25 protein-coding genes and 3 tRNA genes are annotated in these 23,486 nt (G+C 50.4%); 12 read left to right on the top strand and 16 right to left on the bottom strand.

Annotated elements, in window-relative coordinates; translation table 11 throughout:
• Position 1: 1 nt before the first annotated feature.
• The 5 genes from ACX1CU_RS13695 to ACX1CU_RS13715 all read right to left on the bottom strand — a co-directional run bounded on the left by ACX1CU_RS13695 (position 2) and on the right by ACX1CU_RS13715 (position 3,162).
• A complete protein-coding gene (locus tag ACX1CU_RS13695; protein WP_459398854.1) occupies positions 2–1,417 on the bottom strand; it encodes a DnaB-like helicase C-terminal domain-containing protein in 1,416 nt (471 codons plus the stop codon).
• Positions 1,407–2,216: a replication protein gene (locus ACX1CU_RS13700; protein WP_459398855.1), complete on the bottom strand. Its 810-nt coding sequence runs from the start codon at positions 2,214–2,216 to the stop codon at positions 1,407–1,409. Before ACX1CU_RS13700 ends, ACX1CU_RS13695 begins: the two co-directional genes overlap by 11 nt.
• The gene (locus tag ACX1CU_RS13705; protein WP_459398856.1) at positions 2,213–2,437 is read right to left on the bottom strand and encodes a hypothetical protein; all 225 of its coding nucleotides are present in this window, start codon (positions 2,435–2,437) and stop codon (positions 2,213–2,215) included. Before ACX1CU_RS13705 ends, ACX1CU_RS13700 begins: the two co-directional genes overlap by 4 nt.
• A gap of 22 nt (positions 2,438–2,459) precedes the next feature.
• Complete coding sequence (locus ACX1CU_RS13710; protein WP_459398857.1) at positions 2,460–2,903, bottom strand: toxin YdaT family protein; 444 nt, start codon at positions 2,901–2,903, stop codon at positions 2,460–2,462.
• 61 nt (positions 2,904–2,964) lie between these two features.
• Entirely contained in the window at positions 2,965–3,162 is a 198-nt protein-coding gene (locus ACX1CU_RS13715; RefSeq protein ID WP_459398858.1) for a Cro/CI family transcriptional regulator, read from the bottom strand.
• Positions 3,163–3,242: 80 nt separating this feature from the next.
• Here ACX1CU_RS13715 and ACX1CU_RS13720 point away from each other — a divergent pair, with 80 nt between their 5' ends.
• The 8 genes from ACX1CU_RS13720 (at position 3,243) to ACX1CU_RS13755 (ending at position 9,666) form a co-directional block, all read left to right on the top strand.
• Positions 3,243–3,632 (top strand): helix-turn-helix domain-containing protein, encoded by a 390-nt coding sequence (locus ACX1CU_RS13720; RefSeq protein ID WP_459398859.1) that lies wholly within the window; start codon positions 3,243–3,245, stop codon positions 3,630–3,632.
• Between the two features lie 1,101 nt (positions 3,633–4,733).
• On the top strand, positions 4,734–5,063 hold the full coding sequence (locus ACX1CU_RS13725; RefSeq protein ID WP_459398860.1) for a hypothetical protein: 330 nt from the start codon (positions 4,734–4,736) through the stop codon (positions 5,061–5,063).
• Between the two features lie 21 nt (positions 5,064–5,084).
• Entirely contained in the window at positions 5,085–5,372 is a 288-nt protein-coding gene (locus tag ACX1CU_RS13730) for a hypothetical protein (RefSeq protein ID WP_459398861.1), read from the top strand.
• Between the two features lie 32 nt (positions 5,373–5,404).
• Complete coding sequence (locus ACX1CU_RS13735) at positions 5,405–7,534, top strand: hypothetical protein (RefSeq protein WP_459398862.1); 2,130 nt, start codon at positions 5,405–5,407, stop codon at positions 7,532–7,534.
• Positions 7,531–8,031 (top strand): siphovirus Gp157 family protein, encoded by a 501-nt coding sequence (locus ACX1CU_RS13740; protein ID WP_459398863.1) that lies wholly within the window; start codon positions 7,531–7,533, stop codon positions 8,029–8,031. The genes ACX1CU_RS13735 and ACX1CU_RS13740 overlap by 4 nt, the downstream gene beginning before the upstream one ends.
• A gap of 4 nt (positions 8,032–8,035) precedes the next feature.
• Complete coding sequence (locus ACX1CU_RS13745) at positions 8,036–8,209, top strand: hypothetical protein (RefSeq protein WP_197091755.1); 174 nt, start codon at positions 8,036–8,038, stop codon at positions 8,207–8,209.
• Between the two features lie 216 nt (positions 8,210–8,425).
• Positions 8,426–8,650: a DUF4224 domain-containing protein gene (locus ACX1CU_RS13750; protein WP_459398864.1), complete on the top strand. Its 225-nt coding sequence runs from the start codon at positions 8,426–8,428 to the stop codon at positions 8,648–8,650.
• Positions 8,650–9,666: a tyrosine-type recombinase/integrase gene (locus ACX1CU_RS13755; RefSeq protein WP_459398865.1), complete on the top strand. Its 1,017-nt coding sequence runs from the start codon at positions 8,650–8,652 to the stop codon at positions 9,664–9,666. The genes ACX1CU_RS13750 and ACX1CU_RS13755 overlap by 1 nt, the downstream gene beginning before the upstream one ends.
• 120 nt (positions 9,667–9,786) lie before the next feature.
• Here ACX1CU_RS13755 and ACX1CU_RS13760 read toward each other — a convergent pair.
• Positions 9,787–9,872: transfer RNA gene (locus ACX1CU_RS13760), tRNA-Leu, on the bottom strand.
• A gap of 8 nt (positions 9,873–9,880) precedes the next feature.
• Positions 9,881–9,954: transfer RNA gene (locus ACX1CU_RS13765), tRNA-Cys, on the bottom strand.
• Positions 9,955–10,520: 566 nt separating this feature from the next.
• Here ACX1CU_RS13765 and ACX1CU_RS13770 point away from each other — a divergent pair.
• Positions 10,521–11,798, top strand: a complete 1,278-nt coding sequence (locus ACX1CU_RS13770; protein ID WP_459398866.1) for an O-acetylhomoserine aminocarboxypropyltransferase/cysteine synthase family protein — start codon at positions 10,521–10,523, stop codon at positions 11,796–11,798.
• A gap of 164 nt (positions 11,799–11,962) precedes the next feature.
• Here ACX1CU_RS13770 and ACX1CU_RS13775 read toward each other — a convergent pair whose 3' ends face one another.
• The 5 genes from ACX1CU_RS13775 to uvrY all read right to left on the bottom strand — a co-directional run bounded on the left by ACX1CU_RS13775 (position 11,963) and on the right by uvrY (position 15,770).
• The gene (locus tag ACX1CU_RS13775; RefSeq protein ID WP_459398867.1) at positions 11,963–12,196 is read right to left on the bottom strand and encodes a hypothetical protein; all 234 of its coding nucleotides are present in this window, start codon (positions 12,194–12,196) and stop codon (positions 11,963–11,965) included.
• Between the two features lie 265 nt (positions 12,197–12,461).
• Positions 12,462–12,537: transfer RNA gene (locus ACX1CU_RS13780), tRNA-Gly, on the bottom strand.
• Positions 12,538–12,681: 144 nt separating this feature from the next.
• Positions 12,682–13,230 (bottom strand): CDP-diacylglycerol--glycerol-3-phosphate 3-phosphatidyltransferase, encoded by a 549-nt coding sequence (pgsA, locus tag ACX1CU_RS13785; RefSeq protein WP_459398868.1) that lies wholly within the window; start codon positions 13,228–13,230, stop codon positions 12,682–12,684.
• Between the two features lie 58 nt (positions 13,231–13,288).
• Positions 13,289–15,121 (bottom strand): excinuclease ABC subunit UvrC, encoded by a 1,833-nt coding sequence (gene uvrC, locus ACX1CU_RS13790; RefSeq protein ID WP_459398869.1) that lies wholly within the window; start codon positions 15,119–15,121, stop codon positions 13,289–13,291.
• Positions 15,114–15,770 carry a UvrY/SirA/GacA family response regulator transcription factor gene (uvrY, locus tag ACX1CU_RS13795; protein WP_459402809.1) on the bottom strand — a complete coding sequence of 219 codons (657 nt, stop codon included), beginning with the start codon at positions 15,768–15,770 and terminating at the stop codon, positions 15,114–15,116. Before uvrY ends, uvrC begins: the two co-directional genes overlap by 8 nt.
• A gap of 791 nt (positions 15,771–16,561) precedes the next feature.
• Between uvrY and ACX1CU_RS13800 the strand changes: the two genes are divergently transcribed.
• Positions 16,562–16,786, top strand: a complete 225-nt coding sequence (locus tag ACX1CU_RS13800; protein ID WP_037396038.1) for a DUF2594 family protein — start codon at positions 16,562–16,564, stop codon at positions 16,784–16,786.
• 760 nt (positions 16,787–17,546) lie between these two features.
• Here the strand turns inward: ACX1CU_RS13800 and ACX1CU_RS13805 are convergent.
• The 4 genes from ACX1CU_RS13805 to ACX1CU_RS13820 are packed head-to-tail and all read right to left on the bottom strand — an operon-like array spanning position 17,547 to position 21,106.
• The gene (locus ACX1CU_RS13805; RefSeq protein WP_459398870.1) at positions 17,547–18,806 is read right to left on the bottom strand and encodes an FAD-dependent oxidoreductase; all 1,260 of its coding nucleotides are present in this window, start codon (positions 18,804–18,806) and stop codon (positions 17,547–17,549) included.
• Positions 18,799–19,047, bottom strand: a complete 249-nt coding sequence (locus ACX1CU_RS13810) for a (2Fe-2S)-binding protein (RefSeq protein WP_459398871.1) — start codon at positions 19,045–19,047, stop codon at positions 18,799–18,801. Before ACX1CU_RS13810 ends, ACX1CU_RS13805 begins: the two co-directional genes overlap by 8 nt.
• Positions 19,044–20,159, bottom strand: coding sequence for an NAD(P)/FAD-dependent oxidoreductase (locus tag ACX1CU_RS13815; protein ID WP_459398872.1), 1,116 nt, complete (start codon positions 20,157–20,159; stop codon positions 19,044–19,046). Before ACX1CU_RS13815 ends, ACX1CU_RS13810 begins: the two co-directional genes overlap by 4 nt.
• The gene (locus tag ACX1CU_RS13820) at positions 20,159–21,106 is read right to left on the bottom strand and encodes a 4-hydroxyproline epimerase (protein WP_459402810.1); all 948 of its coding nucleotides are present in this window, start codon (positions 21,104–21,106) and stop codon (positions 20,159–20,161) included. Before ACX1CU_RS13820 ends, ACX1CU_RS13815 begins: the two co-directional genes overlap by 1 nt.
• Positions 21,107–21,487: 381 nt before the next feature.
• Here ACX1CU_RS13820 and ACX1CU_RS13825 point away from each other — a divergent pair, with 381 nt between their 5' ends.
• Both ACX1CU_RS13825 and ACX1CU_RS13830 read left to right on the top strand, forming a co-directional pair.
• Positions 21,488–22,333, top strand: coding sequence for a helix-turn-helix domain-containing protein (locus ACX1CU_RS13825; protein ID WP_459402811.1), 846 nt, complete (start codon positions 21,488–21,490; stop codon positions 22,331–22,333).
• 196 nt (positions 22,334–22,529) lie between these two features.
• Positions 22,530–23,450 carry a dihydrodipicolinate synthase family protein gene (locus ACX1CU_RS13830; protein ID WP_459398873.1) on the top strand — a complete coding sequence of 307 codons (921 nt, stop codon included), beginning with the start codon at positions 22,530–22,532 and terminating at the stop codon, positions 23,448–23,450.
• The last annotated feature ends 36 nt before the right edge of the window (positions 23,451–23,486 follow it).

The following is a 23,486-nucleotide window of genomic DNA, read 5'->3' on the forward strand; positions in this document are numbered from 1 at the left end:
GTTAGAATTCTTCGGTGGTTTTTTTGTCTTTGGCATATCTCTTTGATTTTTCTTGGCCAGTCTGTGAACGGCGTGCAGCCTCCTCGGGTGAAACCTCTTTGACATATCCATCAACCATCAGGGCGTAAGCAGTACCGCTGGCCCCTTCCCTGTTTAACCTCAGTATGAGTTCCAACAGTTGAGGGTCTGAGTTCTTGTTGTAAACCGCATCGCGGTACAGGCCGATCCAGACGTCGCAATCCTGCTCTATCTGCCCGGTGTCTTTACTGTCGCTCGGTACCGGCCGCTTATCGGCGCGTTCTTCCAGTTTGCGGTTGAGCTGCGTCAGCAGCAGAACCACGCAATCCATTTCTTTTGCCAAATCCTTCAGCCCGGTGGTGATATCGCCGTAGGCAATGTCCCGGCGCTCTGCGGCTTCCGCTTTCATCAGGGTGAGGTAGTCGATCGCTATCAGGCCGATGGTGCCGCGCAGGCGTTTTATCTTCCTGCTTTCGGCTACGACGTGTGCCAGGGTCACGCCCGGCGTGCTGTCGATCATCAGGTTGGATTCTGACAGCTCCATCGCCTTGGCCATCGCCTTGGCCATATCGTTATCATCGTTGGCGCCCACGTAAAAAATTTCAGATTTCACGCCAGCTTCCTGGGCGACCATGCGCTCGATAATCCCCCGGTCTGTCATTTCCAGGCTAAAAACCAGCGTCGGTAAGCGGTGATTCAGCGCAAAGTGAGTGGCGATTTTGTTGTATACGGCTGTTTTACCCATTTTTGGACGAGCACCGATCACAACGAGCGAACCACGCAAGGCCTGTTTCGGGTACATCACCTGGTCAAGGTCTGCGATACCCAGCGTTAAACCGGCTGCGTTCGTCGGATCCTCAAATCGACGGCTGATATCGCCCACCCAATCCTCAATAATTTCCCCTGCAGGGCGTAGGCCGCCGCGCTTACCCGTCCGGGCATGATCCGTAACAGCGGTGATCATCTGCTGCACGTTCGCCAGCTTGTTCACCGCGTCCATGCCGTTATTGGCCCCCACGATCTCAATGCAGGCATGCAGCTTTTCGAGTGCATACCGCAAAACCGCTTTTTCACGGACGGCATGCGCGTAGCTTGTCATGGCGTGAACGCTGGATTTGCGCCCGGTTTCGGCCAGGTAAGCAAAGCCGCCCACCTGTTCCAGCAGCCCCTTGCTTTCCAGCGCATCGCTCAGGCTGATCAGGTCGGTAGACTTGTGGGCGTTGGCCAGTGCGCGGATCTCTTTGAAAATCGCCCTGTGAGCGGCAAGGTAGAACGATTCAGGCTTTACCAGCCCAAACACTGTGATCGCTCTGTCCTCTTCGGTGTTGTACATCAGGCTGCCAAGAATGGCCTGTTCGAGATCGACGCTGTACGGAACCTGAGGGAGATTATCGATCATTGGCGCGTTCCTCTTTCACGGCGACATAGCAGCGCTCGGTAACGAGGTAATCCAGGTTCTTACGTTTCCAGAAACCATCCCTGCCATTTGGCCGGTCCTCAAGCATCCAGCGGCAATGCTTACCGATGTAGCGCAAATACGCCTCCCAGCGCTCCTGGTTGAATTTAAATTTCTTCCAGAAGTTACGTATGGTTTTCTTGCGTGTGTCGGTCAGTACGCGAACCTCTGCCATTTCTGGCAGGATTTCGTGATAGGCGTCGAGTATCACCTGGTAATTCATTCGATCATCAACTGGCTGTTGTTGGTGGTCAGCGTCAGCTGATCCACCATCAGTACTCTCTGTTGTATTCTCTGTAGTATTCTCTTGTAACATTTGGTCATTTTGACCAGATGAGAACTGGTCATTCTGACTAGATGCCATTTGGTCATTTTGACCAGATGCATTTTCTAAATTTAAGCTTTCCAACTGGTCATAATTTATCGTGTACCACTTGGTGCGCGTGTACGGGTCGTTCATCAATTCACGGTGCAGTTTTGCGGACACGATCAGGCTGGATGCTTCCAAAGAGGCCAGCGTGCGTTTTATGGTGCTGTCAGACCAAAAACTCAATTCACTGACCCATTCAGAGGCTGTACGGTAAAACCACACGCGGCCACCGTGTTGGTGAGGTGACCGGCCTAGCCAATAATGGATCTGTTGCAACAAGATGGCCTCATTCAAGCCGATTCTTGCCGCAAGCGATGGCATTACCAGCAGCGGAGGTTCGTTTATCAGCAGCTTTGAGGTGTTCACTTTCATGCCCCCAACGCTTGTGCAATTTGGCGACAGGCTTCCTGGTACTGCTCTGGCGTCAACGTGAGATTACGCAGCGCTTCCTTGCTCTGCTCGTATTGCTCCCAGATCGATAAGGCCGCAACCCGCCGCCCTTCGAAAATAGGCTCGACTTCTTCCTGCGCTACCGGCTCACCGTTTAACCGGTACCCGTTTCGCCAAGTGATGCGATCGATAGAGTTCAACATTGGTCTTTCCTAGTGCGGTCGGTTAAACGCTGGTCAGGCGCTGGGTGTTCTGCAAAGCGTGTAGCGCTCCGGCAATCTGCTGGTGTGTATCGTTGGCTCCCAGCAGGATCGCGATAATCGCAGCTGCAAACTCACGTATGGCCACAGACAGTAAATATTGAGTCGTTACCCCACCCAGGCGCGCCCGGCGCTCTGCTGGCAGTGCTGCGGCCATTGCGTCGGCCAGTTCGCGGATCTTTGCCCTGGACGCTTTGGTTTCCCCACGCAGCCAGCGGAAAATAGCCTGTCGGTTGGTGTTGATCGCCTGGTGGTCAGCAACGCCGTTCTGCTCAATCGGGTACAGCTTCACGATTTTTGAATCGGCACCAGAAAGCAGCCACTGTTTGCTGATCTCAATGGCTACATGTTCTTGCCCGCTTTCCACCGCCCACCCGGCGATCTCGTCTTTCAGTTTTTCGATGTCCACTTCTTCGCGTCTCCTGTCGCTTTTTGATTACGCGTAATCAGATTTTTGGGGGTGAACAGCTTTAAGCTGCACCTGTTTGCTGGCCTTGGTACAACGCCGGATCGTATTTCAAGGCACCGTTTGTAATGCGCTCCAGACGGGCGGCGCGGCGCTCTGGGATGATCTCGCCCCAAGCGCTGGCAGACGGGAGTTTTACCCCAGCCGCTTCGGCCAATTTAGTAAGGTTGCCAAAGTATTTAATGGCATCGATTTTATACATGCGAACACCTCCTGTTAGATTTAACTGACAAGCTAGATGTTTGAGATAACTAAGTCAAGAAAATTTAGAATTAACTAACTATGAATACACCCGGCGAGCGCATACGTGCGCGAAGAAAAGAAATTGATCTGACTCAGCGTGCACTGGCCAAACTGGTCAAGGTGTCGCACGTCACTGTGTCTCAGTGGGAGAGCAACGACAGCGAGCCGGGCGGGAAGAATCTGTTTGCGTTAAGCGAGTCTCTGCAATGTTCACCTACGTGGATCCTTTACGGTGATGAAGATAAATCACCAGGAGAGGCTCAACCGCAACCTAGGGAACTGGATGAAAGAGAGAGTGAATTACTTAAACTCTTTGCCGCTCTACCTGAATCTGAGAAAGAACGACACCTTTCTGACCTCCGAATGCGAGTTGATGATTTTAATCGCCTCTTCGACGAGCTACTTCAAGCAAGAAAAGCGTTAAAATAATTTAAGCGCAATATCAATATGTTGCGTTTCTTTACGCCTCTTTTGTTCGTTATATCTAAATTTAGCGTTGACTAATTAATTCGTTTTATCTAAATTCATTCCCATCAACAGCGCAAACCATGCAGCGGTTGTTCAGATAACAAGTTCTGACAGCGGGAAAGACCGCAAAGATTTGGGGTGTTGTGGCGATGGAGAACCAATTCCGGTCGCGCAGGGGTGAGGGATTCAGATTACCACGCCACAGCAGCCCAAAAGTTATCACCACGTGAATGCGGTCGTAACTCATGAAAAGGTAAAGCGACGCCGGAAAGCGTAACCGGCAACCATTCATCAAAGAGAAGCGCTTAATTTTGGGTTTATATGGGTGAAGCGCACCTGCAAGTAAACCCGCTTCTCTGTGGTGAATGCATAGGCTGATATGCACCGATAGGCTTTTTTGCCTTGAGAGTGCCCGAATAATCCCGAGCGCGGGGAGACAGAAATTTAACGCGCAGGTTCCCTGTGAAATTACGCTTTATGGGGATGGCATGCCGGAGATCAGCACCGGCCACCACAAACTAAAACCGAATGTTGCTTCCTCGCTTTGCTGATAGCAGCGCATTCGCCGGATAGGGTAACCGGTACACAACAGGTAATGGTATTTGTTGAAATGGGTTTCACTGTGAGCGGTTCGAAACGCACCTGAAAATTACACAGTAGCAACAAGTACCATTTCCGTTGTGGTGAATGCGCAGGCTGATGCGCAGGTAAGTTTAGCTGGGTTTTTTGACCTCGTTTTGACCCAAGTCGCACCGTTGTCTGGCTGACTAAACGCCTAAGTGACAACATGCCGGGATGATACCAGCACCGGCCACCACAAGTTAAACAGGAAAGACCAACGCGCCTCACCAGGGCGAATACGGTCGCCGAACTCTGACCAGGTGACGCGACGCCGGATAACGTAACCGGCAACCTTTAGACGTAAAAAAGCCCACCGTTAGGCAGGCTTCTTTACCCAAGTGGGAACCACCCCACAAGGATTTGCCGGGAACCACCCCGGCCGTTCTAGGAAAGACCAACGGCTTACGCCACTGATCTGTTAAATATTATATCGGAGTTGCTATGAAAGCACTACAGATACCCGTCACGCTGTACATCCATGCGCTTACGCGTCCTCTGCCATCTCAAGCTGAATTGCCTTACGTTATTGCATCTGCGGATATGACCAAAGTGTCCGATGCGTATGTCTTGCTTGAAACCCGCACTATCAACGTTGAAGTAATCGAACCTGAGCCGATCGACGTTATCGGCAAACAGATTGAAGCCCTGCGCACTCAGAAAGAGCGCATTGCGGCTGAATCCCACCGCCAGCAGGCAATCATCGACGACAAAATTCAGCAGTTGCTGTGCATCGACCATTCACCGGTTGATGAACAAGAGCTGCCGTACTAACCCACAACCAAAGGAAAGACCATGGATATTAAAAATCTCTTAAAATCAATAGGAAACATTGAAGCGCACTTAGAAGATGCTAAGCGCATCATTAAAATCTGCGATGGTGACGTTCACAAAACGATGATTTACGCCGATCCAATACAAGGGCACGACTGTCGACTGCCTATCGGAAAAGAGGTTGTTCGCGAATTGGCAGTAAATGAATTGCAGAAGTGCAAAGCTGAACTCGCAATTCTCCAAGAAGCAAAAACCACAGCCGAGCGTGTTATCGCCGGAATGCTGCCTGAAAACAAAACAAGCGCCTGACCAGCGCTTAACCAACCATAGGAAGGATCAACATGCCTATATTCACTGTCGGCTTTGAGCCGAAACCAAAAGCAGTCGCCAGCGGGGCCGTTTCGATGGCCGTTGCTATCGATGCAAAAAATGCAAAACTGGCGGTAATGAAAGCCATCACATTAATGGAAGAAGAGTTTCCCGACTCAAGCGATAACTTCCTGAAACCTAAAGTCTGCGCCGATCGAGTTGGACTGCCCCGCCCACCCATTGGACAATTCAGTACTCACTGGATGACGGAAGTTTTCTGGAACGAGGAAACCAAAGAGTTCAACACTCTGCCAACCACAACCGAAGAAGTGCCAACCGGCCCTGTCGATCTGCTAAAACAGCCTGCTGACATTAAGATTACGGCGATTGGCATGTATGGCTTGAGCGATGTTGATCATAGTTGTCTTTCGCTTGTGCATGACTTCCGTGACTCGCTCAATGATGAAGATGCCCCCGATGAAACCGGGATGCGTGATGTTATCAAGGCTTTGATATCCATCCCAGCAGTTGGGGCAATGTACCCAGAAGCAATTAATTCACTTTATGAGGCTATTTACACTCACTTTAATGGTGAGGTGCCAACAGAGCCAGGCGCACGCCGATTCGCTGAAAAGTGGGTTAACAATCCGCGAGATCGTGACCAACTAACCAGCTCCAGCTCCAAGGCTGGCGTAATGGATTACAACACCCTCAGTATGCATACCATGCTTTCAATAATGGGCGTGCATCCATTACAAGCAAAGCCATCTGATGTGAGAAACGCCAAGGAACTGATGGAGCAGCGCGAACCATTATGGAGAGCTGTTGATAAAACCTTTCGCGTCATTACTGGCATTCTCGATGTTGATACAGATACGCGTCACGCGATTATTTCCGATGGCCTCAAAAACATCCAAATGTTCAATGACGACCAAGCGCGCTTGCACTTTGTGAAAACTCGTCTGGCCGGTAATCCGGCATGCCCCGAACTGGCTAGCTATGGCCAGCAGGAGACACCATCTCAGCCGGAAGTAAAAAACCTCGGCGGCGGTAAGTTTTCAGTCGATGGTCTGGTAGGCGATCAGCAGAACACCGCCTCAAATGAAGTCGAAAAAACGGAAGTGGCCACCACTAACCAGGTTAGCGATGAGACGGCGCAGCAGGCCAAAGAAACCCTGGATCAATTGGGGTATGGCGTATACGCCACCGAGACAGGCGATAAATCAGAACACTTACAGCGCGCTGAAAAAACGCTGGCCGACGTTACCGAACTCGTTACGCAGTTAAAAGCCGATGATTTCGAGCAGCGTGCAAATTTGCTCGAGCAATTTTTTGCAGAACAGCAGCAGTCCGCCCTTGATAACCTTGATATCTGGAACAGGGTTTATAAGACCGATCCCAAGCATACAAAAGCGTTTGCTAATAACGGTGGCGGGACGTCGATCAATGGTACCTACATGGTTATGCAGGCTACCAAGGTTTTCGGCCCTCAGGGGATTAACTGGCGCGTTGAGGTTATCGAGGAACGGTTTGATGATGGTGCGCCAATTATGCGATCAGTTAAGCAGCAGGACGGCAATTACCTGAAAGAGGTGATCCCCAATGGCGCAGGCGGTTATCTGTGTGAAGTTAATCACACGGTAAGAATAAACCTGATCTTTGAGCACGCAGGGAAAAAAGGCGTGATCCCTGCTTACGGCTGCACACCATACATTCAATCCACCAAAAATGGCGTTGTTAGCGATGGTGAAGCGCCTAAAAAATCGCTGACCGACGCCACCAAAAAAGCTCTTTCACAGCTTGGTTTCTCCGCTGACGTGTTCCTCGGTTTGTATGACGATGTTAACTACCGGGAGGAAAATAAGGCTGAATTTGCAGTCAAGAACGCCAGTGATAAAGCCGAGGGTATAAACAGGCTGCGTGAAGAGCTGGACGAGAAGTTAACCAAGGTCGCTGAGACAATCAGCAAGGCTGTAACGATTAACGAGGCCAGCAAGGTTCACGGCTCCATCGCGCGTGAAATTGAAGCCTATCGAAAAGCAGCCGAAGCCAAGGGCGATACAGATCACGCAAAGTACTTGGCCGGACGCCTGCGCCGCCTCACCGTTCTGAAAGATGAACGTATCAAAGCCCTTTCCACTTCCGAGGAGAAAGCCCAATGAGCATTACAGCCATCGCATTAGCATCCGATTACGCCAAGCTGCAAGAATTGGTTGAAACCTCCGACGAACTGACGCCGGAAATGATCGCAGATACCTTGGAGGGCATCGAGGGCGCGTTAGGCGATAAGCTGGATGCCGCTTATACATACGTTCGCAACCTCGAAGGGTTAGCCAAGACCGTTGACGAAGAAGTTAAGCGCCTGGCAGATCGTAAAAAATCATTCGAGAACCGCGCTAAATCCATTCGCCAATATGTGCTGATGTGCCTGCTGGCATCCGGCCAAGACAAGTTAAAAACCGTGGCCAACACGTTCACCGCTCGAAAAGGCTCTGTGAGCGTGGTGATCGATAACGCTGATCTGCTGCCTGATGATCTGGTAACCGTGCAAACGCTCGTTGCACCGGATAAGAAAGCCATCAAGGAAGCGATCGAGAACGGCGTTGACGTTAAAGGCGCACACATTGAGATCGGCGAACGTACGCTGCAAGTGAGGTAACACGATGCTCAGACGAAACCAAAAGCGTGGGCAGCCAACTTACATCACGCTGCCAGACGGCCGCACCGGTACCATCCGCACCGATCGCCGCTGTGATGTTGAATACGAGCTGCCGGACGATGTGAAGATCAGCAGCACCCCACCACCGAAATTGATTAAGCCTAATCAGACCCGATAGCCCTTCACCTGCATTGTGGCGACCCTCTCAATAACCGGGAAACCACAATGCAGGCATGGAAACCAGGCGCGCGCCTACTCTCCGATTTCGATATCAAGATAGGCCGCCTTAGCGCCAGCGTACGGAAAAAACAACTCACAGAAGATGATATCACCCGCGCGTGTCGTGTGACCGACGACGTTATCGCCAGGGTGATTAAACCGAGGAAAGACCAGCATGAGAAACGACCACGACATAATCACCAAAGAAGAAATGATTGAGCTGACCGGTCACCATTATAAATCCAAGCAGTGTGAGGCATTGCGCCGCGCCGGGATATTCTTCATTGAGCGCCCGGACGGCCACCCAAAAACTACCTGGGGGCATTTTATGAACCCGGTGAAGTACCGCAGCGAATCGCAGAAACCGGCCCCGAAAGAACCTAATTTCGAGGCTATGTAATGGCCGGTAAAAGAAAAAATCCCGCTGACCACTGGATGCCGCCGCGAGTTTATCGCGGCCGCTCCGCGTATGAGTTCAGAAATAATAAAGGCCAGGTGATAAGGCTCTGCGCTCTTGATTGCGCTCAGTCTGCCGTCTGGGCTGCCTATGAAAAGCACGTTGAGCAACAGAAGGAGGATGAAACCTTTAAGACGCTGGCAAACCGTTTCCTCACATCGGCAGAGTTTACAGATCTGGCATTTGAAACCCAGAAGGATTATCACAAATACGCGAATAAATTAATGCCGGTGTTTGGTGATACGCCTCCGGACAATATTAAGCCCGAGCACGTTCGGCGATATATGGATAAGCGGGGATTAAAAAGCAAGACGCAGGCGAACCGCGAAAAAACGTTTATGTCGCGCGTTTTCGGTTGGGGGTATGAGCGTGGGTATGTGAAGGGTAATCCGTGCAAAGGTGTTCGGCAGTACAAGGAAAAGAGCCGGGAACGTTACATAACTGACGCTGAATACGCCGCTGTCTATGCCGCTGCCCCAGATACCGTGCGTGCTGTAATGGAGCTGGCGTATCTCTGCTGCGCCCGGCAAAGCGACGTTCTCGCCCTGACTCGCGATCAGATTCTAGAAACCGGGATCTACATCTGCCAGGGTAAGACGGGAGCTAGGCAGATCAAAGCCTGGTCAGATAGATTGCGTGCCGCTGTAGCGCTGGCCGACTCTGTACCTATTTCCAGCGGCATTGCCAGCGTCTACGTAATACACCAGCATAACGGCAACCGCTATACGCGTGATGGCTTTAACTCAAAATGGCGTAGCGCAAAGCTGGCCGCTAAAGCTGCCGATCCGAGTCTGGATATTGATTTCACGTTTCACGATTTGAAGGCGAAAGGCATTTCAGATCTTGAAGGTTCGCTCAGTGAAAAGCAGGCGATTTCCGGCCATAGAAATTCTAGCCAAACGGCTATTTATGACAGAAAGGTGAAAGTGGTTCCGGTGGTGGGTAATCAGAAAAAGTGAATATCTATGTGATTTTCTGTTTTCATCTTCTGAAATCATCTTATGAAGATGTTATGAAACGTGATTTTTGACACAAAAAAACCGCCATGAAGGCGGTCTAAAATTCTTTGTAAATCAATGTGGTACCCGGGGCGGGACTTGAACCCGCACAGCCATAAGCCGAGGGATTTTAAATCCCTTGTGTCTACCGATTTCACCACCCGGGCTCGGAAATTGGAGGCGCGTTCCGGAGTCGAACCGGACTAGACGGATTTGCAATCCGCTACATAACCGCTTTGTTAACGCGCCGTAATTCTGTTTGCCTTTTCAGGCTAAAGCTCGTGAGATACCAGCTTTATTAAAATTATTAAAGGTAAGCACTTGAACTGTTGCTTTATCCTTCTGAAAACACTAATTTTTTTTAACCAGCAGTGCTTTCGATGTGCAGGATTATGTACTAATTGAAAAAGGTTGGCAACAAAAAAATGCTTAATGCACAGCACACCCATCGCGTTTGCTCAAAACTTACCTTATCTGAACATAATCTAATCAATTCAGTGTATTGGAAGCTAACTTTCAGCAAAGTCCTTATATAATCCCCCATTAATCAGGGATCACTTTCGTATTGATCTGTTCACCTTTAAATTAGCGTATCCAGGCAACGCAGTGAATACCAGACTGAGCTCTCTGGTCTGATGGCATAAAAACGCCGCTACCAGAACAGCATTAAAGCCCATCGTTACCTTTGAGATAGCCATGCAACCTAGGCTCTGAGTATTCATCTAACTTAATGCTTTTTACTTATAACGGCTTGGGTAAATCACAGCGTATTCTACTTATGAACATTCTTTAGCCATATAACATAGAGACTACTTATGAAACTGGAATCGCTGGCTTTACATCACGGTTATGTATCTGAAGCGACGACGAAATCGGCCGCTGTCCCTATCTATCAAACTACGTCTTATACCTTTGATGATACCCAGCACGGGGCCGATCTTTTCGATCTGAAAGTCGCAGGCAACATCTACAGCCGCATTATGAACCCTACGAATGCGGTACTTGAGGAAAGGCTTGCCGCCATTGAAGGCGGCGTCGGTGCTCTTGCTGTCGCCTCAGGGATGGCTGCCATCGCCTATTCCATACAGGCGTTGACCGAAGTCGGCGACAATATTGTCAGTACCAGCCAGCTCTATGGTGGAACCTATAATTTCTTTTCACATACGTTACCCCGCCAGGGTGTCGAAGTCCGCATGGCTAGCTTTGATGACTTTGACGGTATTGAATCTCTCATCAACGATCGAACGAAAGCGTTATTTTGTGAATCGATAGGCAATCCAGCAGGCAATGTTGTTGATATTGCACGCCTGGCACAGATTGCTCACCGGCACGGTATACCGGTGATTGTGGATAACACGGTGGCATCGCCGGTATTGTGTCGGCCTTTTGAACATGGTGCCGACATTGTGATTCATTCTCTGACCAAGTATATCGGTGGGCACGGTACAACGCTTGGCGGGATTATTATCGACTCCGGGAAATTCGACTGGATTGCGAATAAATCTCGCTTTCGTCTATTGAACGAACCAGACCCTTCTTACCATGGCGTCGTCTATACCGAGGCCTTTGGTCCTGCGGCTTACATAGGCCGCTGCCGGACCGTACCGCTGCGTAATACCGGTGCCGCACTCTCGCCACATAGCGCTTTTCTACTGCTTCAGGGGCTTGAAACATTGAGCCTGCGTATGGAGAAACATTGCAGTAATGCACTGGCGCTGGCCGTTTTTCTGCAAAATCACCCGTTGGTGAATTGGGTTAACTACGCCGCACTTCCCGAGAGCCCCTATAGATCTAACTGTGAAAAAATAACCGCTGGCAAGGCTTCAGGGATTGTCAGTTTCGGGATAAAGGGCGGGAAAGAGGCCGGTGGACACTTTATTGACGCATTAAAGATGATTTTACGGCTGGTGAATATCGGTGATACCAAGTCGCTGGCATGTCACCCGGCCACCACCACCCACCGGCAGCTTAATCCCGATGAGTTGGCCCGTGCCGGTGTGAGCGAGGATTTGATCAGGATCTCTGTCGGCATAGAGAATATTGAAGACATCATCGAGGATGTTTCACAGGCGCTTGAAGCTTCTCAACAGTAATCTCTGGCACTCTCTACGCTCAAGCGACTTCAGGATGCAGGTAGGCTGCCAATATCTGCATCCTGAAAAGCGACGGGGAATTATTTAGGGCATAACGATATGATTTTTGTGTCCTTCTCATAGGACAAATAAACTTTTCACTCAAGAAAATATCAATAATTCCATCATGTTGGAGAGTTTTTAACGTCAGTGCTGTTTGCAGCCATCTGCTCCAGTTTTACCGTCCTGACGGTAACGCCGCCGGACACACTGGTGATTGTCAATCTATCAGTTTCGACACTGAGCGGGGCTTTGAACTGACAACGGCTCAGGTCTTCAGCAACATTTATCAGCGCCTGACAGCCAAGTTTGTATAGGTGAACAAAAGACTTAGCACCCATTTTTATTAACGCATGCATTGTCACTCAGGGTGTAGGCTTTTTCTTTGGGTTTTGTCTTGCGAACATCGGTATCAGTCAATGACATCGTAGGTGATGTGGGGAGGTATAGGTTTTTGCCCAGATTGTCACAGCATAAAACCGCACTACCTGCGCTCCGCTTTTATGTACCGAAAAGTCGTGGCTTGAGGTGGTTTTTATTGGAACAGAATGACACATTCCACAGTAACTTAGTTAGTACAATCAATAAGTTATGGTACTTATTGGTTTACTATGGAAGAAAATTTGGAGCGGGAAACGAGACTCGAACTCGCGACCCCGACCTTGGCAAGGTCGTGCTCTACCAACTGAGCTATTCCCGCATTGATTAGAACTTGCTGATTTATTTCAATCTTTCAGCGGATTATCTCCGCCGTCTGATGCGATGCATTCTACTTACCTGACGTAATGAGTCAATAAAATAGTTAACTCATTACGTTCGTTTGCCGTTTTTTACAGCGTATTGTTCATGGTTCTCGCAAATCCCTGCGGGCGGCATTCAAATATTGGAACATTGACCAGAAAGTCAGTACCGCAGCAATGTACAGCAGCGCGAACGCTACGTACTCAACCGTTCGGTCAGGGCGCCACAGTAAGCCTACCAAGGACATCATCTGCGCCGTCGTTTTTACTTTACCAATCCACGAAACCGCGACACTGCTACGTTTGCCAATTTCCGCCATCCATTCACGCAATGATGAGATAATAATCTCACGGGCGATCATGGTTGCTGCGGGCAAGGTGATCCACCAGGTGTGGTAATACTCCGCCACCAACACCAGCGCTATCGCGACCATCACTTTATCCGCAACCGGGTCGAGGAAAGCACCAAAGCGGGTTGTCTGCTTCCAGCGGCGTGCCAAAAAGCCGTCAAACCAATCGGTTACAGCAGCAAACACAAAGATGACGGCGCATACCACCGGAGCCCAAGTGAAAGGCAGATAAAATGCCACAACGAAGAATGGGATCAGAACTACGCGGAACAGGGTAATCCAAGTCGGTATATTCAGTTGCATAATGCTACGGTAACTATCTGGCTGGAGTGGAAATTAAGAGTATGTTGCTACATTGCCCTCAGTGTTTCAATGCATTGTAGATCTTTTCTGCCAATGCTTGTGAAATACCCGGCACTTTTGCAATTTCCTCAACGCTGGCATTCAATAATGGTTGAAGTCCACCCATATACTTCAACAGCACCTGACGCCGTTTTGGCCCAACGCCTTCAATCAACTCCAAGGCACTGGTATTTTTGACTTTTGCCCGCTTTTGACGATGGCCAGTGATCGCATGGTTATGTGAATCATCGCGGATATGTTGGATCACATGCAATGCCGGTGAATCTGGCGGCAGCGAAATCCCCTCACCTTCCGGCACAAAGAATAACGTCTCCAGCCCGGCTTTACGATCGCTACCCTTGGCGATACCAATCAGCAGCGGTTTGTTTTTGTCCCAGGTGACATTCAGCGAATTGAATACCTCAATCGCCATACCCAGTTGCCCCTTGCCACCATCAATGAAGATCACATCAGGGATTTTTTTCTCTTCCAGTACCTTACCATAGCGGCGTTTCAGCACTTGAGTCATCGCCGCATAGTCATCACCCGGTGTGATACCCGTGATATTGTATCGGCGATACTCTGAACGCAGCGGCCCATTGCCGTCGAACACCACGCAGGATGCCACCGTCTGCTCCCCCATGGTGTGGCTGATATCAAAACACTCCATCCGGTTAATCTCGGAAAGATTAAGCAGTTTTGCCAGTTCAGCCAACCGTTGATGGATCGTCGACTGCTGGGAAAGTTTGGTGGTCAATGCCACTGAGGCGTTAGTGCGCGCCAGCTTAAGATAACGGGCACGATCGCCACGCGGCTTGCTCTGAATCTGAATTCTGCGCCCTGCCAGTTCACTCAATGATTCAGCCAACAGATCTTTTTCCGGCAGACTGAAGTCCAGCAGGATTTCAGCCGGTAAGGTTCGCACCTGGCTGCCCTGCAAATAGAACTGCCCCACAAAAGTCTGCACCACTTCACTCATCTCCGTCCCGCCCGGTACTTTCGGGAAGTAGCTACGGCTGCCAAGCACTTTGCCTTGACGTATAAACAGCACATGTAAACAGGCCATTCCTGCCTCAAATGCTACGCCAATCACATCCATATCGTCGCTATTACCCGAAACAAACTGCTTTTCGGTAACTCGACGAACTGCCTGGATCTGATCGCGAACACGCGCCGCTTCTTCAAAGTTGAGTTCCTGGCTGGCACTTTCCATTCGCTCGATTAACTGATGCAACACCTGCTGATCTTTACCGGACAGGAACAGGCGCACATAATCCACCTGTTGCCGATATTCTTCTTCGCTTACCAAACCAGTAACGCATGGCCCCAGGCAGCGACCAATCTGATACTGCAAGCATGGGCGAGAGCGATTACGATAGACACTATTCTCACACTGGCGAATCGGGAATAACTTTTGCAGCAGTGCCAGCGTTTCACGCACGGCATAAGAATTAGGGAATGGGCCAAAGTATTCGCCTTTGGCATGTTTGGCACCACGGTGCACCGTCAGTCGCGGATGTGCATCGGCACTGAGGAAAATCAGCGGATAAGATTTGTCATCACGCAAAAGAACATTATATCGCGGCTGGTATAATTTAATGTAATTATGTTCCAGCAATAGCGCTTCTGTTTCCGTATGCGTAACGGTAACGTCTATCTGCACGATATTTTTGACTAGCGTCTCCGTTTTACGGCTACCGACTTGAGCCCGGAAATAACTGGCGAGACGTTTTTTCAGATCTTTGGCTTTACCAACATAGATCACCGTACCCGCCGCGTCATACATACGATAAACGCCTGGTTGGCTGGTTACGGTTTTAAGGAATGCCTGCGCATCGAAACGGTCAATCACTGCTTAACAACGTCTCCGCATTGAACAACCCGTGTCGTATCGCCAGATGGGTCAATTCAACATCACCACTAATATTCAGTTTACTGAACATACGGTAGCGATAGCTGTTCACCGTTTTAGGGCTGAGATTCAATTGCTCAGAGATCTCATTCACTTTTTTCCCTTTGGTGATCATCAACATAATTTGCAGCTCGCGTTCAGAAAGCATGCTAAACGGATTTTCCGCCTGCGGTTCCAACTGGCTTAATGCCATTTGTTGCGCAATATCGGAAGCAATATAACGCTGGCCGGCATGTACCGAACGAATAGCGTTTACCACCTCCTGTGGTGCAGCCCCCTTGCTCAAGTAACCAGCAGCACCAGCCTGCATCACCTTGGCAGGTAACGGATTCTCAGTATGAATAGTCAGCATGATGACTTTGATATCGGGTGCATAACGAACAATCTTGCGGGTGGCTTCCAGCCCCCCTATACCCGGCATATTCATATCCATCAATACGATATCAGCAGAGTTGCTTCGGCACCATTTAACGGCATCTTCACCGCATTGCGCTTCACCAACAACTTTTATGCCTTTGATATCTTCTAGAATGCGTCGTATCCCTGCGCGCACCAGTTCGTGGTCATCAACAAGAAGAACGCTAATCAAGGAAAATTCTCCAAAATAGGGGAGTAACGCAATCAATCAGCCTCTGACATCTAAACAGATATTACTTGGTTTTCAGCAAAGAATGAATACAGATTAATACTTACTCACGATTAACTCTGCGGAACAGGCCAAATTTTCAAACTTTAGTTCACTACAACACCATTAATCTGCTTCAACACGGATAAAAATCCATCATGTCAATTAGGAAGCAGTCAGGAGCACATCTCCCTATGATACGCCATTTTACACACTTTGGCGGCAAATTTATTGTAAGTTATCGCGCCCCATAATAATATCGATACTGGCAATCATCACGCATAACCATATGAATTACAAAAAAATAACAAACAACCGCCATTTTCAGTCACGCATAAATCTCTGCGACAAAACCATTATTCAGAATACAAAGCCACCATCAACGTCGAAACCGAGCCATTCTCAATTAAAATAACCGATCATACCTTTAATTGTATACAAGCCAATTACTTGTTCATCCTTGAAAAATACACTAGCGATATACTTTAGGCTGGTAACTGTGACAAAGACATATCTATTCGCTAGTTTAGAGTAAGTATAACCAGTAATTACAGCACGCGCCTCACAAAATGACCATGCTTTCTCATCGCCAAATGGCGTTGAGCCGCTCTGTGACTAGACTCAGGTATCCCGTGCTATGTTATACTCCGCGCCCACACAAATGCACTGCGGCCCGTCATAGTGAATCGGCAACCGGAAAATGTGCATTAACCTGCATTTGACGTCAGGCTTCGGCCTTAAACTCAGGAGAAAAAATGAGCAACGTTGATTTCACTACATCTGCAAATCCGGAAGCACTGGCCACAGAAGTTGCCTGCCTTAAAGCCACTCTGACACTGATCCTGAAAGCGATTGGCCAGGCAGATGCGGGTAAAGTCATCATCAACCTGGAACGTTTTGCCGCTCAGATTGATGATCCTGCCCAGGCTGAGATTTTCAAAAACAGCATTCTGCAAATTAAACACGCGTATCGCCAGTAATCCCAGCATTATCAGGCCGCCTTTATGCGGGCCTGACCTTCGTTCTCACCACCTCCATCAATATTTGTTACCGCTTCAGGTAACATGCTTGTACTTACCTCAGAAGATATGATGGACATCGATGTGAAAGCGCGGATTGGTGCTCTGGTTGTCATTCTAAGAGGTATTCTGTCTAAGCGCTAAAAGCCAGTAACGTGGTAGGAATATTAGCAAGAACAATAGGAGTACTCTTAATTAATCAAAAAATTTTAATGGGATTATTATTATCCTTTTATTTTACTGTACCTTTAATAATTTCAAACTGAAACGATACACCCACTTTCTAGAAATCATATAGTCCTGTAGTCGGTAGCGGCACGATACTGCGAACACCATAAATAAATGACTTTGACCTTGAAAATAAATTCATTAAATGAATTGTTCTTTTGAAAAAAATACAATTTGTTTATGAAATAAACAGTAAGCTAAGAAAATAAACGCATACAGCCAAGATTGTTTTTTAGACAAAAGGGTTAGCATTGGTGTTCGTGCTGAGCCTAGCGACATGCTTGGCCTACTCATCATCACCATGTGGCATGCCGGTTTTTGGCCGGTGTTTAGCCCCCTCAGGCTTTTTATGCTGGGCTTTTTGCAATGCTTGCGCAATCAACCTCAGCAACAGGGGCATTAACAGCAGACACAGACCTAACGTAATCAGAGCCTTTATCATCATTCATCTGCCCGTACTCTTTTATCACTACCTCTGATTGTAGCAGTTTTATTACTCCACCTTTGATTGACTCAGCAAAGCCAACGTTTCAGCCCTCACCGGCGTTAGCGGGATTCGTGGTTTCGGCAGCGGCCACCCATACAGATGGCGTACCGCAGTGGCGCAAATTTTCCCTTGGCAAGCCCCCATACCGCAGCGACTACCCAGCTTAGCGTTAGCCCAGTCCGTATATTCTCTCAGTTGGCCCTGTTTGACATCCTCACAGCGGCACAACAGTGTATCCGGCGTTGCCAACGACTTTAGTGCCTGATTCAGGGCGAAAGTCTGCATCACCGCCATGGCAAAGCTCTGCCACCGATCACGTTGCTCCCTCTGCTGCTGCGCTTTTTCTTTATTCTCTGTCGCGGCGTAGCCCGCGATCGCACCTTCCACCAATGCCAATTCACTGCCGCCAATCCCGGTACATTCACCGGCAGCAAACACCTGTTTTACGCTAGTTTGCTGCCAGCGATCGACCGCTATGGCTTCATTAACAATGCGGCACCCTAGTAGCATGGCCAATTCGATATTGGCCACCAAGCCAAAACCGCACGCCAAGCGATCACAGGCTAGGGTATGTATCTGTTTTCCCTGCCGGACCCGCACAGACTCAATACGCTCCTTCCCTTCTGCCGCCAATACTTGGCTATTAGTCCGATAATGGCGGTTAACCAGAGAAAACGCTTGGCGCAATTTCGTCGGCCAGCGCCAGAGTTCACAGGTGAAAGCCATCACACGCCGGAAACTTGCCTGCTCGGCCAGCAACACCACTTCCCCTCCAGCTTTAACCACGCTACTGGCCACGGCCAGCAACAGAGGCCCACTGCCAGCAATAGCCACGCGCAACCCTTTTATTGGTAAACCGTTTTTAATCTGTGCTTGCAAACCGCCTGCACCACTGACTCCGGGTAACGTCCAACCGGGGAAGGGTAGCAGCAGTTCACGTGCACCACAGCAAAGAATCAGCCGCCGATAAGCAATCACTCCATGCCCTTCCGCACTTTCATACAGAATCTGCTGCCCTCCATATTGTGCGACCACACGTGTGGCGTTAAGCAACGTCACATTGGGAAGACCATTTAATGCCTGTCGATAATCGGTGGCAACAGCAGGTAACTGCACCTCTGGCCCATCGCGCCAGATCTGCCCGCCAGGACGTGGGTTATCATCAAGCACCACGATCCTTTTCCCACTTTCGGCGGCGGCACGTGCGGCGGCCAACCCGGCTGGCCCCGCGCCGATAATCAGCACCTCACACTGTAAATCACACATTTTGGCCTCTTTCGATACACATGCCTGATTGGCACAAGGTCTGGCACGCCAAGCGACGCTGGCCGTTGATCGTGACCCGGCACTCCTGGCAAACGCCCATTCCACAGAATGCAGCGCGCGGCTGCTGAGTCACCGAATAACGGCAGATATCCTGCCCACTCAGGCTGAACGCAGCCGCCACGGTGAAACCTTCGGGAATCAGAACGCGTTGCCCATCAATGGTCAAAAGAACCTGGCTCATGCCGGTAACTCCTCCACAGCGAATATGCGTGCTGCTCGATAAGGGCGATCGTCGATTTCCGTGCGCTGATTGTTGATCTGCGCACTGAGCAACGCCGCGCTACCCAACGCTGTGGTGACGCCAAGCCCTTCATGGCCTAATACCAACCAGAGCCAGGAATGGTGCGGATGCGCCCCCAATAACGGCAAACCGTCGGCAGTGGCTGCGCGAAAACCGCTCCAGCAACGGATGATATTCATCTGGGCCAAGGCGGGCAGGAAACTATTGGCCCGCGCCAGCATAGCCGCCAGCAAAGGCATATCAATAGCCGGGTCAAGAGAGTCAAATTGACGTGAAGAACCTATCAGTAACTGGCCGGTTGGTCGGGGCTGCACATTGAATGCCACCGAGGTTCCACTACCCGCATGAGCACTGGCACCGTAACCCAACTCCACCAGTTGATGTTTAACCTGCGGTGGATAGCGATCGGTAATCGCCAAGTGCCCTTTTTTAGCACGCAATAAAGGCTGTGGCAGCAGTTGATCGGCCTGTAAACCACAGGCCAATACCACGACCGGTGCGGTCAGTTTCTTACCGTTCATCAATTGTACCGTTTGCCTGTCCAGCGCCACTACTTGGTCATGAAGGGTAGTCACCCGTTCCGCGGCATCGGTAATCAGCCAACGGGCAACGTTTGGCGCATAGACGATCCCGTCACTCGCCACCCGCAGCCCACCGGCCAAACCACTGCGCAGCATCGGTTCCCATGCTGCCACCTGTGCAGCAGTCAGTATTTCACTGGTCACCCCACTGGCAGCCATGCGCTGTTGCTTCAGTTGAGCAATCGCCATTTCATCCTGATGTTCCGCTAACCACAGCGTGCCACAACCCCGCCAGGCGCAGTCTTGCGGCATGCGCTCCACTATTTCCCGCCACAAGCGCAGCGAATAGGCACTTAGCGCCAGTTCTGCCGGATTGTCATCCATACACACCAGATGCCCCATGCCTGTGGCAGTCGCACCGGGCCGCCGATTGTCCACCACCAGCACACGACACCCTTGCTTTGCCAACTGCCAGGCACAGGCTGCCCCAATAATTCCAGCACCGACGACGATAACATCAGCGATCGCCATTAACGGATCCCCCAAGCAAAGGGATCGCGTTCATCCAGCAACAGCTGGCTGTCAGCGCAAACAAACGCCTGCCCGCGAATAAAAGGGATAATCTCGCTGCCTTTGGGTTGATAGAACGCGCTGAACTCACTGCCAATCACGCTGGCCTGCCGCCAGAGGGTATCTGGCGCTAACTTACCATCTGCTGCCAAGCAGGCCAGTTTGGCACTGGTGCCGGTACCACAAGGGGAACGATCGTAGGCTTTGCCAGGGCAAAGCACGAAGTTGCGGCTGTCGGCGTGTTCATCAGGGGAAAAAAGCTCAATGTGATCAATGATATCACCTTGTTCTCCGCGGATATCTGCCAGCTCGAGTGCCTGACGCACAGCCCAGCAGAACGCCGTCAGCCTATCGATATTATGCGGAGCAATTTCCAGCGAATGATCGGCGATCAGGAAAAACCAGTTGCCTCCCCAGGCGATGTCGCCAATAACGCTGCCATACCCCGCTACCTCAACCGCCACCCGCTGGCGAAAGCGATAAGCAGGAACGTTCTCCACCGTGACGCTACCGTCGGTGTGCAGCGTGGCATTCACCGTACCTACCGGAGTTTCAATCAAATGCTTACCGGCTCCAATCTGTCCCAGATAGGCCAACGAGGCGATCAAGCCGATGGTGCCATGGCCGCACATCCCCAGATAACCAGCGTTATTGAAGAAAATCACGCCAGCGGTTGCCTGTGGTGAACAGGGTTGGCACAGCAATGCCCCGACCAGCACGTCATTACCACGCGGTTCCAGAATGATCGCACTGCGCCAGTCATCATAATGCTGCGCAAACCGTGCTTTACGTTCGGCCATCGTTCCCGTACCCAGATCGGGAAAACCATCGACGATCAAGCGGGTCGGCTCGCCACCGGTATGGGTATCGATCGCCCGCAGCGTGGTCAGGTGCGAAGGTAGGTTCATCAGGTTCTCCGGGGTTAAGGAAATGTTATCAACATCGCCAAGCCTGCCCGATCCCCCTGATTGCAGCTTGATGTCTTTCAGCGCAAGAAATGCCGAAATCAGCACAATCTCCCTTTAACCCACTGGCTCGGACACATTAAGAAACCACGGATAATAATTAATCATATTATTTATCAATGAATTAAATGATCCATTTTATCGACTGGAAGCACATTAGCGCCACAATGCATGCTCGCAGCATCACAACAAGCAAAAGTATGCGGTGTTTCGCATATTTCATCTCTGGCTAATTATTGCGCTTGCCAAGTTACATAAAAGTTAATATTGATCCGAATGTGTTAAAAAAGAACAATTTGTCAGTTCACTGGAATAGGTATGATTATGCGATTAGCTCCTGAATACCTCGTGAACCCGCTTTCTTCCCAACGTGTAGAAGAAAACGAGGATGACGTGTTTGCTATCGAACAGCTCTCCCGGTTGTGTGCGGGTCTGGCGCAGCAACGCCCAGATAATCTGAACAGCTTACTCAACGCCCTGGCGTTGATCGCCCCCCTGCTGAATGCCATTCCCAACGTGGTGTTTTTCATCAAAGACGCCCAAGCACGTTATCTGCTGGCTAACCTGACGCTGGCTAAACGCTGCGGTTTCAAAACCGTCACACCGCTGTTGGGAAAAACCTCAGCAGACGTTTTTCCCGCTCAGTTAGGCTCTGGTTACACCGAGCAGGACTTACGGGTTCTGCACAACGGAGTACACATTCAGGATCAATTGGAGATGCACCTCTACAGTGGGCGCGAGACGGGTTGGTGCCTGACGCAAAAGCTGGCCCTGCATGATACACAAGGCAAAATTATCGGTATGGCAGGTATCTCGCACGACTTGCAGGAAGCTAAAGCCAACCACCCGGCTTACCAGCGGTTAGCGGCGATCGATATTTATATTCGCGAACATTTTGCCCGGTCAATCGCTTCAGAAGAACTGACCATGCTGACGGGGCTGTCAGTGGCGCAGATCGAGCGTTACTGCAAACGCATTTTCCATCTGACTCCACGCCAGATGATCCATAAAGTCCGTCTTGAAAAAGCCACTGAACTGCTGGCAAGCGATCTGCCGATTACCGACATCGCCTTGCAGTGCGGTTATACCGATCACAGCGCTTTCAGCCGCCAGTTCAAAGCGATGACCGGTTCAACACCACGCGATTTCCGTACTACGCTGCTTATTTAACCCATTGAAATAAAACTACCTATGGCGTTAACACGTCAGGCTTATCGCTACCCGTCATTCTCTGCCACTGTGCCAATTTCGTCATGGCAATCGGCGAAAGACGTCAAGCAGCCTCGAGCAATAGCGGTCAATCTGTTATCGAATTTCACCAATGATTCACCATTGATTAACAAAACCAGATAACAGGATAAAAGCGATGAACTCTAAAACTATTAGCTGGAGTGGCGTATTCCCAGCGGTCACCACTCAGTTCCACAGCGATTTCTCCCTGGATCTCGATGCCACTCATGCGGTCATCAAAAACCTGGTTAAAGACGGTGTTTCCGGCTTAGTGGTTTGCGGCACCGTAGGAGAAAACACCTCACTGACCATGCAGGAAAAACTGGCGGTCATCGAAGTGGCGAAAGATGCCGCCCAAGGCAAGGTGCCTGTGATCGCCGGTATCGCCGAATTCACTACCGCTTTTGCCCAGAACATGGCGCGTGAAGCTCAAAAGGTGGGCGTCGATGGCATTATGGTGATGCCAGCACTGGTCTATTCCGCCAAACCCCATGAAACCGCCGCCCACTTCCGCAGCGTGGCTGGCGCTACCGATCTGCCAATCATGGTTTACAACAATCCGCCGATTTACAAAAACGATGTCACACCTGACATCCTCACCACGCTGGTGGACTGCGACAACATCGTCTGCTTCAAAGACTCTTCAGGCGATACCCGGCGCTTTATCGATCTGCGCAATGCGGTGGGCGATCGCTTTGTGCTGTTTGCTGGCCTGGACGATGTGGTGCTGGAAAGTGTCGCGGTCGGTGCAGAAGGCTGGATCTCCGGCATGTCTAACGCATTCCCGCGTGAAGGGGAAACCCTGTTCAGATTGGCGAAGCAGAAACGCTTCGAGGAGGCGCTGGCGCTGTACCGCTGGTTTATGCCGTTGCTGCATCTGGATGCCCGCCCGGACCTGGTGCAATGCATCAAGCTCTGCGAAGAACTGGCTGGCCGTGGCAGTGCCATCACCCGTCCACCACGCTTGGCGCTGCAAGGGGAAACGCTGCGTGAAGTCACCGCCATTGTTGAAACCGCGCTGGCAAACCGCCCCGCGCTGCCCGAGGTCGGGCTGTAAACCCTGATCGTCGCCCGGTGCCTGACCGGGCGTATT

It is taken from the genome of Serratia sp. D1N4 (assembly GCF_054552755.1).